This is a genomic window from Rhizobium sp. CF080, from assembly GCF_000282095.2.
Taxonomy (GTDB): Bacteria; Pseudomonadota; Alphaproteobacteria; order Rhizobiales; family Rhizobiaceae; genus Neorhizobium.
Genome location: NZ_AKKC02000016.1, coordinates 403797 through 418385, shown reverse-complemented (window position 1 = coordinate 418385; position 14589 = coordinate 403797). Strand labels below are relative to the sequence as shown.

The window sequence follows — 14589 nt, the reverse complement described above, 5'->3', positions numbered from 1 at the left end:
GCATGAGGTGCATCTTCTGGGCGGCCTTTGTGTGCCTGGCGCTGGCGATGCCGGCCCAAAGTCAGGAACCCGATGCCAATGCCATCCTCGGAGAGTGGGCCGGGCGCTACGACTGCGCATCGGAACGGCTGGAGGCGACGGTGACCCTCAAGCTGCGGGGACAGATTCGCGAAGGTGTGGTTTCCCTCACTCTCCCCGGCACGAGAAAACCCGCTGCCGTCTTCACGGTAAGAGCAAACTTGAGGCCGGACGGTCTGATCGAGCTCGCGATGGGGAGCTGGCGGCAGAACCCCAATGGCTACAAGCCGGTGAGGCTGGTCGGCCAGGTCTCTCCGGACGGCAAGCGATATACCGGGGATATCCAGAACTGCGGTTCGTTCGAACTCAGTCGGACAAAGCCGCCGTCAAAGGAAGACCTGGAACGGATAGCGAGAGGGGAGGACGACCCGCGCAAGCACAAGGAAAAAGCGTGTCAGGCGCTCGCCGATTACGGCAAGCGCATGGACTGCATTGTCGAGGCACGCAACACGCCCCGCTTCGGTCGAGGCATTCCCAACCAGCTATTGAGAAAAGCCTGCGAGAGCGCCTTCAGAAACTTTGATCCGGACAGCACGCCCGAGTGCCTTGGCGGCATCCTGTTCATCGACGGCCGCGGCGGCACGGGAAGCGATTTCCTTAAGAGCGTCAGCTCGTGCAGGCAGTTCGTCGGTCGCGCGCATGGAATGATCGAACGCAAGTTCCCCTTGGAAGCCGCCGCTTCCTGGCGCCGCGACGCCACGGGCCCCAAGATCTGCGAAAATCTGGATGCCATGCGCGTTCCGCTGGGAATGCCTGCCCTCAGCACATGCAAGCGCTCGGCCGGCAATATCGGAGAGGAACTTGTCAACTGCTCCGGCAAGGAAACCACCGATCCGGAATTCGCCCGGATGTGGAAGGCGGCATTCGAGGAATGCGTGACAGGCAAGCAGATCGGCATGTACCGGACCATCAAGAAGGCGAGGTACGAAAACTTCCAGGCCGGTCTCTTCGATCTGAGCTGCGCAGACGTTTTCGCCCTGGTGGAGAAGCACAAGATCGTCGACCGCGCGGAAATCGACAAGGGCCGCCGGCAGATGGCCACTCTTGAAGGCAAGCGCCCGCCTCGCGACGACGAGGTGATCGAGGCGTTGAAAGTGGCGATCACCAGGAAGTATAGCTGCGACGACGGCGGTCACCAGTTCAATCGGGAACGCTTCGGGTGCAACATCGGATATGGCAGAAGCCAAGAGGGCGCGGCGATTGCCGATGAGATCAACAAAATCTTCGGGCGGATCATGAATGACGGGGTCACCGTCAATCTAGGTCTCGTGGGCGCGGAGCTTTTTTCGTGTGCCGGTTCGGGAAGCTCCTACACCTGCACCTATGGGATCGAGCTGACCTGCAGCTTCACCGGCATGGTTGCCGCCCCCCACCCGGATCCCTCGGAGCTGGCTTCCGCGAAAATACACTGCGGCCGATACACCGAACCGTACCAGCGTCAGTCCATATTCACGTGGGAAGGCGGCCGATACGTCACCAGCCTCTGATCCGGACGGGCAGCACCTCCACCGGGCGGAACGGCAGGATAAGGGAGCTTACTCCGCCGCAATCGCCGTCGGCGCGTCGTCGTTTGCCTCGTGCAGGTCCTTGTCCTTCTTCGTCCAAAGCCTCCCGAGGAAGCGGCCGAACCGGTCCATCTCCACGAAGATGACGGGCGTGATGAACAGCGTCAGCGCCTGGGAAACGATCAGCCCGCCGACGACAGCGACACCGAGCGGCTGGCGCAGTTCCGACGAGGCGCCGGTGCCGAGTGCAATCGGCAGCGCTCCGAGCAGCGCGCAGAAGGTCGTCATCATGATCGGCCGGAAACGCCGCACGCAGGCTTCGTGGATCGCCACCGCCGCCGTCTCTCCCTTCGAGCGCATCGTCTCCACCGCCACGTCGATCATCATGATCGCGTTCTTCTTGACGATGCCGATCAGCATCAACAGCCCGATCAGCGCGATGATCGACAGGTCGAAGCCGAACAGTTTCAGCGCCAGCAGCGCCCCGAAGGCTGCAGCCGGCAGGCCCGACAGGATGGTCAGCGGGTGGATGAAGCTTTCGTAGAGCACGCCGAGCACCACGTAGATGGTGAGCACGGCGGCCAGAATCAGCAGCGGCGTATTGCCCTGGCTCTGCTGGAAGATCTGCGCCGTGCCGCCGTATGAGGTGAACACGTCGTTCGGCATCTGCAGGTTCGCCTTGATCTGGTCGATCGCGGCCGTCGCATCGGAGAGCGACACGCCGGCCGGTAGGTTGAACGACACCGTCGTCGAGACCAACTGACCGGTCTGGTTGATGGTGACGGGCGCCGTCTGCCGCACGATGGTGGCGAAGTTCGAAAGCGGCACCAGCGATCCGTTCGAAGACATCACCCTGACACCCTGCAGCATCTGGTCGTTCCATTGCTGCGTATTGTCGAATTCGGTGATGACGTCGTAACTGTCGCCGGTCGACTGGATTTCGGCCGCCGTATAACCGCCGAAGGCCATCTGCAGCGTCTGGCGCAGCTCGTCGTCGGTAATCCCGAACGAGGCGGCCTTTTCGGGATCGACCTTGATATTGGCTTCGATCGCGTCGTTCTGGGCGTCTGACGTGACGTCGGTGAAATGCGCCCGGTCGGCGCGCATCGCTGTCTGGATTTTGTCCGACCATTCGCTGGTCTGCGAGGCGTTCAGCGCCTGCACCACGAGCTGGTACTGGCTCGCCGTCGCGCGGCCGCCGAAGCGCAGGCTCTGCTGCGGGGTGATGAAGGTTTTCATCCCGGCAAACCTGAATGTCGCCTGTCTGAGCTCCCGCAGTGTCTGGTCGAGCGGCGGACGCTTGTCGCGGTCCTTCAACTCCACCCAGATGGTGCCGTTGTTGAGCGAGCTGCGGCCATTGCTGCCGACGATCGAGGTCACATGCTTGACCGCAGGGTTTTTCTGCACCGCTGTCGCCACCTGCGCCTGCAGGTCGCGCATCGCCGGATAGGAAATGTCCTCGCGGGCGCGGGTCGAGATCGTCAGGCGGCCGATATCCTCCTGCGGGAAGAAGCTCGTCGGCAAGGTCTTGAACAGGTAGACCGAACCGCCGACCGAGGCGAGGAAGACGAGCAGGATGATGCCGCGGTTGCGGAGGCACCATCCGACCGAGCGGTCATATGCCTTCAGCGTGCGGGAGAAGCCGGCGTCGAAGATGCGCACGATCAGGCTGGGCCGGTGGTGCGCGTCAGAAAGTTTCGACCCCAGCATCGGCGTCACCGTCAGCGAGACGACCGCCGAGGCAACGATGGCGAGCGCCACCACCATGCCGAACTCGTTGAACAGCCGCCCGACCACTCCGCCCATCAAGAGGATGGGAATGAACACGGCGATCAGCGACACCGACATGGAAATGATCGTGGAGCTGACTTCCGAAGCGCCGGTAAGCGCCGCCTGCATCACAGGCATGCCGTCCTCGACATGCCGCATGATGTTCTCCAGCATGACGATCGCATCGTCCACCACGAGGCCGACGGAGAGCGTCAGCCCGAGCAGCGAGATGTTGTCGATGCTGTAGCCGAGCACATACATGGCGCCGAACGTGGTGATCAGCGACAGCGGCACGGCAAGCCCCGGAACCAGCGTTGCGGTGATCCGGCCGAGGAAGAGATAGATGACCAGCACGACAAGACCGATCGTCAGCATTAGCGTGAACTGCACGTCCGATATCGAGGCGCGGATCGCGGTCGACGAATCGTTCATGACGTTGATCGATACCGAGGCCGGCAGCTCGGCGGACAGGCCGGGCAGTTTTGCGCGCACCGAATCGACGACATCGACCGTATTGGCATCCGGCTGGCGCTGGATCGCGAGGATGATCGACTGGTTGCCGTCATACCAGCTTCCCGCATCGAGGTTCTCGACGCTGTCCTGAACGTTGGCGACATCGCCGAGATGCACCGGCGCGCCGTTCGGGCTGGCGATCACCAGCGAACGGAACTGGTCGGCATTGGTGCGCTGGGTATCGGCATTGATGGTCAGCCGCTGGCTGTTGTTCTCGAGCGAGCCGACCGGAGCCTGGCTGTTGGCGTTGGCGATCGCGTTGGTGACGTTGTCGACGCCGAGATTGCGGGCCTGCAGCTTGTTCGGATCGACCTCGACACGCACCGCATAGGTCTGGGCGCCGAAGATCGAGACTTCCGCAACGCCGGGCAGCGTCGAGAGCGAGGGAGATAGCACATCCTCGGCGATCTCGTCGATCTTGCTGCGCGGCATCGTATCGCTGCGGATCGACAGGAGCAGGACCGGCGCATCGGCCGGGTTGGTCTTGCGGTAGCTCGGCGGCGTCGTCATGTTGTCCGGCAGTTGCCGGGTTGCATGCGAGATCGCCGCCTGCACGTCGGCCGCAGCCGCGTCGATATCGCGGTTGAGGTCGAACTGCAGCACGATCGAGGTATTGCCGAGCGAGTTGGTGGCGCTGATTTCGCTGATGCCGGGGATCGTCTCGAACTGCTTGATCAGCGGCGTAGACACCGCCGTCGCCATGGTCTGCGGCGAGGCGCCGGTGAGCTGCGCGGAAACGTTGATGGTCGGGAAATCGATCTGCGGCAGGGCGGCAACCGGCAGCAGCTGGTAACCGGCAAGACCGGCGAGCACGGCGCCGATGGCAAGCAGCGTGGTGGCGACCGGGCGGCGGATGCAGAATTCGGGGATCATTGCGCCTCTCCCACTTCGATCGGCTGATCATTGCCCTTGGCATCGGCCGTCTTCTGGCCGTTGCCGAACTGCTCGACGACGGTGGCGCCATCGACGAGCTGCACCTGGCCCTCGACCACCACATGCGCCCCTTCGGTCAGCCCGCTGGCAATCGCCGTGTCCGGGCCGTTGGAACGCGCCAGCGTGACCGGCATCACATGCACCTTCTTGTCGTCGCCGACGGCGTAGACGAACGGCGAGTCTACGCCCGGATTGACGGCTACCGTCGGCACCACGATGTCCTTGTCGTCGCTCTTGAAATGCACGGTGACATTCAGCGATTGTCCCGGCCAGAGCGTGCCGGACGGATTGTCGAACTTGGCCTTGGCGAGGATCGTGCCCGAAGCGGGGTCAACGCTATTGTCGAAAAAGCTCAAGGTCCCCCTGGCCGGCGTGCCGCCACCCTGTGGCACGGCATCGACCGTAACCGCATTCGTCGGCGAACCCTGTTTGAGCTGGCCGAGATAGGCCTCGGGAAGATGGAATTTCACGTAGATCGGGTCGTATTTGGCGATCGTCACCACTGCCGAGCCGGCGCTGAGATAGGCACCGGTGCTGATGTCGATATCGCCGAGCCTGCCGTCGAAGGGCGCGCGGATATCCGTATGGTCGATGTCGATCTGGTCGGACGCAATCGCCGCATTGTCGCTCTGCACGGTAGCGGCGGCGGTATCCTGCGCCGCCTTCGCCTGGTCCACGGTCTGTTGCGTACCGGCATTGCCACGCAGCAGGTCGTTGGCGCGGGCAAGCGCCGTCTGGGCTTGAGTGAGCGTCGCCTGGTCGCGGACAAGAAGCGCCTTGTCCTTGTCGAGCGCGGCCTTGGCGGTGCTGTCGTCGAGCTTGGCGATCAGGTCGCCGCTCTTGACAAAGGCGCCGTCGGTTGCGGCGATGCTGACGACGATGCCCGGCTGCTGGGCGGCGATCGTCGTATTCTCGTCCGCATTGGCTGCACCCGAGGCGGTGACGTCCATCGGCAGGGCGGCGCGGGTGGCGGCGACCGTCTTCACCGCCGGCGGCGGACCGCCTGCGCCGCGCCGGCGTTGCGCGCCCTGTGACTGGCTATCGCCGGTATCGGCGGATGCCTGCTGGATGAAGGATGAAAGAAAGGGAAGCCGATCGCGGAACTCCCAGCCCGCTACGCCGGCAGCAACAAGAACGCCAGCAAAAATCCAGATCTTCTTCATGAGGTAACCGCTCGCCTATGGTTGCGCCAATGGTATCACTCCATCGAGCCGCCCATATTGCGGCGCAAAAAAGACAGGTTTTACCCCACCGGCTCACGAACCGGTGAAAGCTGATTAAAGGTTTGTAATGAAGGGCTTAGATGAACTGGAGTTAATCTTCTTCGCCTTTTAGCTGCGCAAGGTACGCGCGCCCACCAGAGCTAGCGGAGAAACCGGCGGGCGCCCCAGATGACGGCAAGGCCGACGATCGCGACGCCGGCGCCCCGGATGATCCAGGGCGTCTGGTTGATCATGAAACTGCTGGCAGGATAGGGGAAGGCACCGCTTCCCTGGCCGATCCAGATGAGGCCGGTCACGACCATCAGGACGCCGATCACCGTGAGCGCAAGTCGAACGAATGTCATGGGTAGAACTCCAGGGACGGGGGCTCGGAGATCATAGGCCTGTGCGGAGCCTGCAGCGAAACGCATTCGCGTGATGTCGGATCGCCCGAAGCGTTTCCGGTCAGACGTCTTCGTAGTAGGTCGCGATCAGCGATCTGGGTGCCGGTTCCTCGCCGTCGGCCAGGAAAAAACTGCCGGCCACGCGGCTTGCGGGCGACAGGCTGTCGAGAAGGTTTCGGACCACCACGTCCTCGATCGCCTCCAGGCTTCGTGCATGCTGGATGCCCGGGCGGCTGGAAATCGCGGAAGTTTCGGCGGCGTGGCGTGTCGCGGCTTCCCAGGTGCCGGCAAAGGACGTCACCACCTGTCCGGCCGCAAGCGTCGCCGAGATGGAGGCGGCAGCGGAGACCGGCGCATGAGGCGCGGAGGAGGGCGTACTGGGTGCGGGAGCCTCGGTCGCCCCCGAAACACTTTCGATCATGCCGGCGATCCTTTAATTTTTGGGGGCCGGCTTGCCTCTTACGATAGGCGAATTGAGATACCGCCAACGGCGGCACCTCAATTCGATTCAATGTTTAGCGACCTGGCTTTAACGGTCTTTTCGAAACCTCAGATCGAGCGCGACGCGCCGCCGTCGACCCGCAGCATCGTGCCCGTGACATAGCTTGCCGGGACCGAGCAGAGGAAGGCGCCCGCGGCTGCAAATTCCTCGACCTTGCCGAGCCGGCCGGCGGGGATGGTCGCCAGCGAAGCGACACGGATTTCCTCCACCGACTTGCCGGTGCGCTTGGCATTGGCGCCGTCGAGTTCGTCGATGCGGTCGGTATGGATGCGGCCGGGAAGCAGCATGTTGCAGGTAATGCCGAAGCCCGCCACTTCGGTCGCGATCGTCTTGTTCCAGCCGACCAGCGCCGAGCGCAGCGTGTTGGACAGCGCCAGGTTGGCGATCGGCTCGTAAACGCCTGACGATGCGCAGGTGAGGATACGGCCCCAACCCTGTTGCTTCATCTGCGGCAGGAAGGCATTGGTGAGCGTGATGACGCGCAGCACCATCGACTGGAAGAAGATGTCGAGCTTGTCGGCGGTCATGTCTTCCGCGGTGCCGGGCGTCGGGCCGCCGGTATTGTTGACCAGGATATCGATGCCGCCGAGCTTCTCCTTGACGGCGGTCTTCATTGCCTCGACGAAATTCTCCTCGCCGAGATCGCCCCAGACCCAGTCCGCTTTCCCCTTGCCTTCGGCATTGATCGCCTTGCAGTTTTCCGCCAGCCGGTCGCCGGAGCGGCCGACGAGGAGAACATGTGCGCCTTCGCTCGCAAGCGCCTTGGCGATGCCGAGGCCAAGCCCGCGCGACGAGGCGAGCACGAGAGCGCGTTTGCCGTTGAGACCCAAATCCATGATGCTGTTCCTTCGCCAATTCCTGTCATCGGTTGTCGGGCCTTTATAGCAGCGGCAGGCGGCCGCGAAAGGTCGATCTTGCTTTCTGCGGTTCGGTACCTATAATTGACGTAAACGTAAACGTAATATGAGAAAACCGAAACGCCATTTGCGCGAATGACAAGGCGCAGGACGTTTTCACGCCTCGACAAGCCGGGGCGCTTTTGTCAAACAGGTTGCCTGAATAAAGCCGGAAGGGGCCGGCGAGCGGAGTTGGATATGAGCGAGCAAGAACGTCCCGCCCACGAATTGCCGGAACGGGAGAGCATGGAATTCGACGTTGTGATCGTCGGTGCGGGTCCTGCGGGGCTATCGGCGGCGATCCGCCTGAAACAGGTCAATCCGGACCTGACGGTCGTGGTGCTCGAAAAGGGTTCGGAAGTCGGGGCGCATATCCTCTCCGGCGCGGTGGTCGATCCGGTCGGCATCGACGCGCTGTTGCCCGGCTGGCGCGGGGAGACGGGCCATCCCTTCAAGCAGCCGGTCACCGCCGACCACTTCCTGTTCTTGGGACCAGCCGGCTCGATCCGGCTTCCGAACTTCATGATGCCGCCGCTGATGAACAATCACGGCAATTACATCGTATCGCTCGGGAACGTCTGTCGCTGGCTTGCCGAAAAGGCCGAAGCGCTAGGCGTCGAAATCTATCCGGGTTTTGCCGCCACCGAAGTGCTTTACAACGAGAACGGCGCGGTCAAGGGCGTGGCGACCGGCGACATGGGCGTCGAGCGAAACGGCGAACCAGGCCCGGCGTTTACCCGCGGCATGGAACTGCACGGCAAATACGTGCTGATCGGCGAAGGCGTGCGCGGTTCGCTCGCCAAGCAGCTGATTGCCAAATTCGATCTCTCGAGCGATCGCGAGCCCCAGAAATACGGCATCGGCCTGAAGGAACTCTGGCAGGTCAAGCCGGAACATCACCGTCCGGGCCTGGTGCAGCATTCGTTCGGCTGGCCGCTCGACCTGAGGACCGGGGGTGGTTCGTTCCTCTATCACCTGGAGGACAATCTCGTCGCCGTCGGCTTCGTCGTGCACTTGAACTACAAGAACCCCTATCTCTATCCGTTCGAGGAATTCCAGCGCTTCAAGACCCACCCGGCGATCCGCGGCACGTTTGAGGGCGCCAAGCGGCTGTCCTATGGCGCCCGCGCCATCACCGAGGGCGGTTACCAGTCGGTGCCGAAGCTGACCTTCCCGGGCGGCGCGCTGATCGGCTGCTCCGCCGGCCTCGTCAACGTGCCGCGCATCAAGGGCAGCCATAACGCGGTGCTCTCCGGCATTCTGGCCGCCGACAACATCGCGAGAGCGATCGAGGCCGGCCGTGCCAATGACGAGGTGATCGAGATCGAGAACCAGTGGCGGGCGACCCCGATCGGCAAGGACCTCCGCCAGGTCCGCAATGTCAAGCCGCTGTGGTCGAAACTCGGCACGGGTCTCGGGATTGCGCTCGGCGGTCTCGACATGTGGACCAACACGCTGTTCGGTTTCTCCGTCTTCGGCACGCTGAAACACGGCAAGACCGACGCGCAGAGCCTAGAACCGGCCGCGCAGCACAAAAAGATCGACTACCCGAAGCCGGACGGTGTGCTGACCTTCGATCGCCTGTCCTCGGTCTTCCTGTCCAACACCAACCACGAGGAGGACCAGCCGGTCCATCTGCAGGTGAAGGACATGGATCTGCAGAAGCGTTCCGAGCTGGACGTCTATGGTGGACCGTCGACGCGCTACTGTCCGGCCGGCGTCTACGAATGGGTCGAGAAGGACGGCCAGGAGACCTACGTCATCAACGCCCAGAACTGCGTCCACTGCAAGACCTGCGACATCAAGGACCCCAACCAGAACATCAACTGGGTCCCGCCCCAGGGCGGCGAGGGGCCGGTCTATCCGAATATGTGAGGCTGGATGACATTACGTCGGACCAAGCGGGAAATAGCGTCCTTGCTCTCCTTCATCAGGACGGGAGAGCTCGGGTCCCTGAAGCTTGGCATGACGATGCGCGAGGTCTCGGATATTTTGGGACCACCTGATTCATGGGTGGACGTCGGTCAGGATACTCCCGTCCATCTATACTGGATGTATAATCGAACATTGGATGTTCTTTTTGGCGCGGAACCTCCTTACAGCGTGGAAATGATAAAGTTTCGCCAAAGACCTCCTGCCGGAAGACGATACCTGCAGATCTCCTGGCGGCTCTGGGTCTCGACAGATGCCATAAGCGACGAAACGAAACTCTCCGATGTGCTACGCATGCCGATCTGGACGCCTGACGAAAACGTCGTGGTCGGTATTTCTCCCGAATGGGCAAACATCGATATCCATACCGAGAAGGTGCGCCTGGTTTGGCACATGTGGGACGATGACGATGAGATGCTCGAGAAAGAGGCCCCGAACCTCTCGAAGGCGGCTTACGTCGCTCGACGCGATCAGCTCTCAACGGGCTTCCACGGTATCTATTCTTGTTTCCACCCAAAAGGTGACCGGGCGCCTTTAGACGGCTGGGAAGATTTTTCCGCGCAGGATTATCTGGCGCTAGTCAGCAAGTTTGACGAAGCACCGTAACCAAGGGCTCATAGTTGCGGGTGCCCCCCGCAATTTCACTCCGGATTACCCTCCCAGGTGCCATCCGGGTTCCAGCGTCGGCGTGGCGGATCTTCCAGATCTGGCGCGCTGCCTCCAAGCATGATCAACCTCTGCGCTGCCTCGTGTCGGGCGAGAAGCATGAGGGCTCTTTTGATCACGTTCGAGGTATTTTTGATACCGCTGAATTCCTTGGCGTCTGCAAGTAATTTTTCGTCGACGGTTATGGTCGTGCGCATATCCTAGCCTCCCGGTCGCCCATATAAGGTGCATTTCCCATTGCGCACATGGCAATGTTGCATCTCTACATCAGCGTCCTTCTGACGCGTTCGTGATGACTGCAACGATCACCCGTTTAGCACTTCATTAACCATAATATTCTTAAGTTCAGCGTCATCTTCTCGACGCATCAAGGACACATTCATGTCGATTTCCCGTCGCGGCTTTCTTGCGGGTCTGCCGCTTCTGCTTGCTGGTTGCGCTTCCACCATCAATGACCAGACGAATTACGCAGCGCTGCCGAACGAACAGTTCCCGCTGAAGACCGTACCGGTCGACAGGATCAATCCGGAACTGCGCCGCACGGAAGTCGCCTATGTTACTCCGCACGCCGCCGGCTCCGTGGTCGTCGATACGCCGGCCCGCCGCGCCTACTATATTCTCGGCAATGGCCGCGCGATCCGTTACGGCGTCGGCGTCGGCCGCGCGGGCCTGGCGCTTGCCGGCAATGCCTATGTCGGCCGCAAGGCCGAATGGCCGACCTGGACCCCGACCCAGAACATGCAGAACCGCGAAGCCCGTTACCGAAAGCTCGCAGGCGGCATGCCCGGCGGTCCGAACAATCCGCTCGGCGCCCGCGCCATGTATCTCTATCGCAGCGGCAACGACACGCATTTCCGCATCCACGGCACCAACCAGCCCGAATCGATCGGGCTTGCGATGTCGAGCGGCTGCGTCCGCATGATGAACCACGATGTCATCGACCTCTACAGCCGCGTCAATGTCGGCGCCAAGGTCGTCGTTATCCAGGCCTGATCCACCGCCAGGCCGTGAAGAAAGCCCGCCGTTTCAGCCATGGCGGGCTTTCTTTGTTTCAGTTCACAGTGCGGCGGTCAGAAACCCGAGAGCACGAGCTTGCCCTTGGTGCGGTCGCTTTCGATCATCGCATGCGCGGTCTTCAGGTTGGCGGCATTGATCGGCCCCAGCGTTTCGGCAAGCGTCGTGCGGATCTTCCCGGCATCCACCAGTTCGGCGACGTGGTTCAGCAGCTTGTGCTGCTCGATCATGTCGGCGGTCTGGAAGACGGCGCGGGCGAACATCATTTCCCAATGCACCGACAACGCCTTGCCCTTGAAGACGCGCAGGTCCATCGGCTCCTTCGGGTCGTCGATCAGCGCCAAGCGGCCCTGCGGCGCGATCAGCTCCAGGATGTCTTTGAGATGCGTTTCCGTATGGGTGGTCGAGAAGACGAAGGCGGGCGCGCCGATCGCCATCTGGGCGAGCTGCGGCGCCATCGGCTTCGAATGGTCGAGCACGTGATGGGCGCCCAGTTCCTTGATCCACGCTTGCGTCTCCGGCCGCGAGCCGGTGCCGATGACCGTCACGTCCGACAGTTCGCGCAGGAGCTGGATGGCGATCGAGCCGACCCCACCGGCGCCACCGATGACCAGCACCGCGTTCCAGGCGCCCGCCACCTTGTCCTGCACCTTCATGCGATGGAACAGCGCCTCATAGGCGGTGATCGCCGTCAGTGGCAGCGCGGCGGCTTCCTCGAAGCTCAAGGTCTTCGGCTTGAAGCCGACGATGCGCTCGTCGACCAGATGGAATTCCGCATTGGTGCCCGGCCGGTTGATCACACCGGCGTAATAGACCTCGTCGCCGGGCTTGAAGAGCTTGACGCCCGGGCCGGCCGCCTTGACCACGCCCGCCGCATCATAACCGAGGATCCGGTGCTGGCCGGGTTCGACCGCGGCCGAGCGGCGCACTTTGGTATCAACCGGATTGATCGAGACCGCCCTGATCTCCACGAGCAGGTCGCGGCCCGCCGCCTCCGGCATGGGCAGCTCGATATCGATCAGCGAGGTTTCGGCGGTAATGGGCTGGGGCGTGTTGAAGCCGACGGCGCGCATGGAACGTCTCCTGGGTTTGTGTCCTGTTGTCCGGAAACTAGATGGCGCCTATGTTCAGCGAGCGCAAGAATGCACATTTTTGGCCTATAGTACCGAAAAGTATACCGTGAAAGGACGCTTCCGATGTCGAAACCCCGTGCCAAGCTGACCGACAATTTTCCCGGATGCCCGGTCGAAACGACGCTGAGTTTCCTCGATGGAAAATGGAAAGGCGTCATCCTCTATCATCTGTTGGAAGATGGCACGCTGCGCTTCAACGAGCTTCGCCGCCGCATTCCCGCGGTCACCCAGCGCATGCTCACCAAGCAGCTCAGGGAGCTTGAAGAGGCGGGGCTGTTGACGCGCACCATATTCCCGGTCGTGCCGCCGCGCGTCGATTATGCGCTCACCCCGATCGGTCTGAGCCTCGAACCGGTCATCACTGCGCTCCGCATTTGGGGCAAGACTCATTTCGTCTGCGAGAATGGCAGACGATACATGATGATGCCGGAGGAAAAGGCGGCGTCGAAGGCAGCCTAGCCGGTAAAGTCCGGCACATCTGCATGCTTGCCATAGGAAAGGCCAGCGCGTGCGGCCCCCTCATCCGGCCCTTCGGGCCACCTTCTCCCCGCTGGGAAGAAGAGGGAAGTCGCCGCAACGGTTCTATTCTCCTCTCCCCTCGGGGAGAGGTCCGCCGAGCAAAGCGGAGGCGGGGTGAGGGGGCTGCTGACTCTCAGGCCGCTGCAGTCTTCCTATCAAGCGCCGCGGATACCGCAAACACCCCAAAGCCCAGCAGCGACAAAACTGCCCCGACATAGCCCGTCGCGGCAAATCCCCAGCCCCAGGCGATGACGAGGCCGCCGAGCCAGGCGCCGAGCGCGTTGGCGATGTTGAAGGCCGAATGGTTGGAGGCGGCGGCCAGCGTCTGCGCGTCGGCTGCCACATCCATCAGCCGCGTCTGCAGCGCAGGACCTGCGGCGAACCCGCAGCCGATCAGGAAGACGCAGAGGCAGAGCACGATGGGATATTCCGCCCACAGCCCGAAGGCGCCCATGACGACGACGTTGAACACCATGACGCCGCCGATCGTGCCCTTGAGCGATACGTCGGCCAGTCGCGAACCCAAAATATTGCCGACATTCATGCCGATGCCGAACAGCGTGAGCACGATCGCCACCATGCTGACCGGCATGCCGGCCGTCACCGTCGTGGTCGAGGCGATATAGCTGAACACCGAGAACATCCCGCCGAAACCGACCGCGGCGATGCCGAGCGTCAGCCACACCTGAGCGCGGCCGAAGGCGCTGAGTTCGCGCCAGATGCTGGCGCCTTCATGCACCTTGTCGCGCGGCTGGAAGTACCAGAGCAATGCCACCGTCACGACGCCGATGCCGCCGACCAGGAAGAAGGCAGCGCGCCAGCTGAGCATTTGTCCCATGAAGGTGGCGATCGGCGTGCCGACGAGCGTCGCGACGGTGAGGCCGAGCATCACCCGGCCGACGGCGCGGGCGCGCTTGTTGGGCGGCACCATCGAGGCGGCAACCAGTGCCGCGACCCCGAAATAGGCGCCATGCGGCAGGCCGGTGATGAAGCGGAGTGCTGTAAAACTCCAGAAATCCGGGGCGACGGCACTCAGGATATTGCCGAGCGCAAACACGGTCATCAGGATCAAGAGCAGCGCGCGCCGCGTCATCCGGGCGGCCGCGACCGCGATGATCGGCGCACCGATGACGACGCCGAGCGCATAGGCGCTGATCACGTAACCGGCCATCGGAATGCTGACCTGATAGGTGGAGGCGACATCCGGCAGCAGGCCCATGATCGCGAATTCACCGGTGCCGATGCCGAAACCGCCGACCGCAAGCGCGATCTCGATCAGGATGACGGCAAGCCGCGAAAGCTCGGGCGCTTTGTCAAAGACTTCGGGTTCCGAACGGTCGCGAGCGGAATCGAAACGGGCGGCACTATCGGTCATGGCATTGATTCTGCTGGAAAAAAAGACGCGGGTAAGATGTGAGAGACATCCACCCGCTCTGGAGGTGAGCGGGTCATCGAAACGACCACGAAAAAGGTTAGCATGCAATGGTGCATTGCGGTAGGGCTTCTGTCGAATTCACGGGAT

13 protein-coding genes are annotated in these 14589 nt (G+C 62.4%); 5 read left to right on the top strand and 8 right to left on the bottom strand.

Features of this window, described 5'->3' with window-relative positions; genetic code table 11:
• Nucleotides 1-2: 2 nt before the first annotated feature.
• Nucleotides 3-1565 carry a hypothetical protein gene (locus tag PMI07_RS32350; protein ID WP_024164368.1) on the top strand — a complete coding sequence of 521 codons (1563 nt, stop codon included), beginning with the start codon at nt 3-5 and terminating at the stop codon, nt 1563-1565.
• A 48-nt stretch (nt 1566-1613) separates the two neighbouring features.
• Here the strand turns inward: PMI07_RS32350 and PMI07_RS32345 are convergent, their stop codons facing one another.
• The 5 genes from PMI07_RS32345 to PMI07_RS32325 form a co-directional block, all read right to left on the bottom strand.
• On the bottom strand, nt 1614-4739 hold the full coding sequence (locus PMI07_RS32345; protein WP_007757809.1) for an efflux RND transporter permease subunit: 3126 nt from the start codon (nt 4737-4739) through the stop codon (nt 1614-1616).
• A complete protein-coding gene (locus tag PMI07_RS32340) occupies nt 4736-5962 on the bottom strand; it encodes an efflux RND transporter periplasmic adaptor subunit (RefSeq protein WP_024164367.1) in 1227 nt (408 codons plus the stop codon). The genes PMI07_RS32345 and PMI07_RS32340 overlap by 4 nt, the downstream gene beginning before the upstream one ends.
• A 200-nt stretch (nt 5963-6162) precedes the next feature.
• Nucleotides 6163-6366 carry a hypothetical protein gene (locus PMI07_RS32335; protein ID WP_007775256.1) on the bottom strand — a complete coding sequence of 68 codons (204 nt, stop codon included), beginning with the start codon at nt 6364-6366 and terminating at the stop codon, nt 6163-6165.
• A 100-nt stretch (nt 6367-6466) separates the two neighbouring features.
• Entirely contained in the window at nt 6467-6826 is a 360-nt protein-coding gene (locus PMI07_RS32330) for a hypothetical protein (RefSeq protein WP_007775249.1), read from the bottom strand.
• Nucleotides 6827-6954: 128 nt separating this feature from the next.
• Nucleotides 6955-7743 (bottom strand): SDR family oxidoreductase, encoded by a 789-nt coding sequence (locus PMI07_RS32325; protein ID WP_024164366.1) that lies wholly within the window; start codon nt 7741-7743, stop codon nt 6955-6957.
• A 258-nt stretch (nt 7744-8001) separates the two neighbouring features.
• Between PMI07_RS32325 and PMI07_RS32320 the strand changes: the two genes are divergently transcribed.
• Both PMI07_RS32320 and PMI07_RS32315 read left to right on the top strand, forming a co-directional pair.
• Nucleotides 8002-9678 (top strand): electron transfer flavoprotein-ubiquinone oxidoreductase, encoded by a 1677-nt coding sequence (locus PMI07_RS32320; protein ID WP_007757686.1) that lies wholly within the window; start codon nt 8002-8004, stop codon nt 9676-9678.
• A gap of 90 nt (nt 9679-9768) precedes the next feature.
• On the top strand, nt 9769-10341 hold the full coding sequence (locus PMI07_RS32315; RefSeq protein WP_155956711.1) for a hypothetical protein: 573 nt from the start codon (nt 9769-9771) through the stop codon (nt 10339-10341).
• Between the two features lie 35 nt (nt 10342-10376).
• On the opposite strand, the gene PMI07_RS32310 is transcribed toward PMI07_RS32315, so the two are convergent.
• The gene (locus tag PMI07_RS32310; RefSeq protein WP_007757682.1) at nt 10377-10598 is read right to left on the bottom strand and encodes a type II toxin-antitoxin system VapB family antitoxin; all 222 of its coding nucleotides are present in this window, start codon (nt 10596-10598) and stop codon (nt 10377-10379) included.
• Nucleotides 10599-10782: 184 nt separating this feature from the next.
• Here PMI07_RS32310 and PMI07_RS32305 point away from each other — a divergent pair, with 184 nt between their 5' ends.
• Nucleotides 10783-11394 (top strand): L,D-transpeptidase, encoded by a 612-nt coding sequence (locus PMI07_RS32305; protein ID WP_007757681.1) that lies wholly within the window; start codon nt 10783-10785, stop codon nt 11392-11394.
• A 77-nt stretch (nt 11395-11471) separates the two neighbouring features.
• Here the strand turns inward: PMI07_RS32305 and PMI07_RS32300 are convergent, their stop codons facing one another.
• A complete protein-coding gene (locus PMI07_RS32300) occupies nt 11472-12488 on the bottom strand; it encodes a zinc-binding alcohol dehydrogenase family protein (protein ID WP_007757680.1) in 1017 nt (338 codons plus the stop codon).
• 123 nt (nt 12489-12611) lie between these two features.
• On the opposite strand from PMI07_RS32300, the gene PMI07_RS32295 reads away from it, so the two are divergent.
• Nucleotides 12612-13007: a helix-turn-helix domain-containing protein gene (locus PMI07_RS32295; protein WP_007757679.1), complete on the top strand. Its 396-nt coding sequence runs from the start codon at nt 12612-12614 to the stop codon at nt 13005-13007.
• Nucleotides 13008-13200: 193 nt separating this feature from the next.
• Here PMI07_RS32295 and PMI07_RS32290 read toward each other — a convergent pair whose 3' ends face one another.
• Complete coding sequence (locus tag PMI07_RS32290) at nt 13201-14442, bottom strand: MFS transporter (protein ID WP_024164365.1); 1242 nt, start codon at nt 14440-14442, stop codon at nt 13201-13203.
• Nucleotides 14443-14589 lie beyond the last annotated feature (147 nt).

Bases quoted from the DNA above. Each gene is read 5' to 3' on its own strand.
- PMI07_RS32350 (WP_024164368.1), top strand. From the start codon at position 3: ATGAGGTGCATCTTCTGGGCGGCCTTTGTGTGCCTGGCGCTGGCGATG.
- PMI07_RS32345 (WP_007757809.1), bottom strand. From the start codon at position 4,739: ATGATCCCCGAATTCTGCATCCGCCGCCCGGTCGCCACCACGCTGCTT.
- PMI07_RS32340 (WP_024164367.1), bottom strand. From the start codon at position 5,962: ATGAAGAAGATCTGGATTTTTGCTGGCGTTCTTGTTGCTGCCGGCGTA.
- PMI07_RS32335 (WP_007775256.1), bottom strand. From the start codon at position 6,366: ATGACATTCGTTCGACTTGCGCTCACGGTGATCGGCGTCCTGATGGTC.
- PMI07_RS32330 (WP_007775249.1), bottom strand. From the start codon at position 6,826: ATGATCGAAAGTGTTTCGGGGGCGACCGAGGCTCCCGCACCCAGTACG.
- PMI07_RS32325 (WP_024164366.1), bottom strand. From the start codon at position 7,743: ATGGATTTGGGTCTCAACGGCAAACGCGCTCTCGTGCTCGCCTCGTCG.
- PMI07_RS32320 (WP_007757686.1), top strand. From the start codon at position 8,002: ATGAGCGAGCAAGAACGTCCCGCCCACGAATTGCCGGAACGGGAGAGC.
- PMI07_RS32315 (WP_155956711.1), top strand. From the start codon at position 9,769: ATGACGATGCGCGAGGTCTCGGATATTTTGGGACCACCTGATTCATGG.
- PMI07_RS32310 (WP_007757682.1), bottom strand. From the start codon at position 10,598: ATGCGCACGACCATAACCGTCGACGAAAAATTACTTGCAGACGCCAAG.
- PMI07_RS32305 (WP_007757681.1), top strand. From the start codon at position 10,783: ATGTCGATTTCCCGTCGCGGCTTTCTTGCGGGTCTGCCGCTTCTGCTT.
- PMI07_RS32300 (WP_007757680.1), bottom strand. From the start codon at position 12,488: ATGCGCGCCGTCGGCTTCAACACGCCCCAGCCCATTACCGCCGAAACC.
- PMI07_RS32295 (WP_007757679.1), top strand. From the start codon at position 12,612: ATGTCGAAACCCCGTGCCAAGCTGACCGACAATTTTCCCGGATGCCCG.
- PMI07_RS32290 (WP_024164365.1), bottom strand. From the start codon at position 14,442: ATGACCGATAGTGCCGCCCGTTTCGATTCCGCTCGCGACCGTTCGGAA.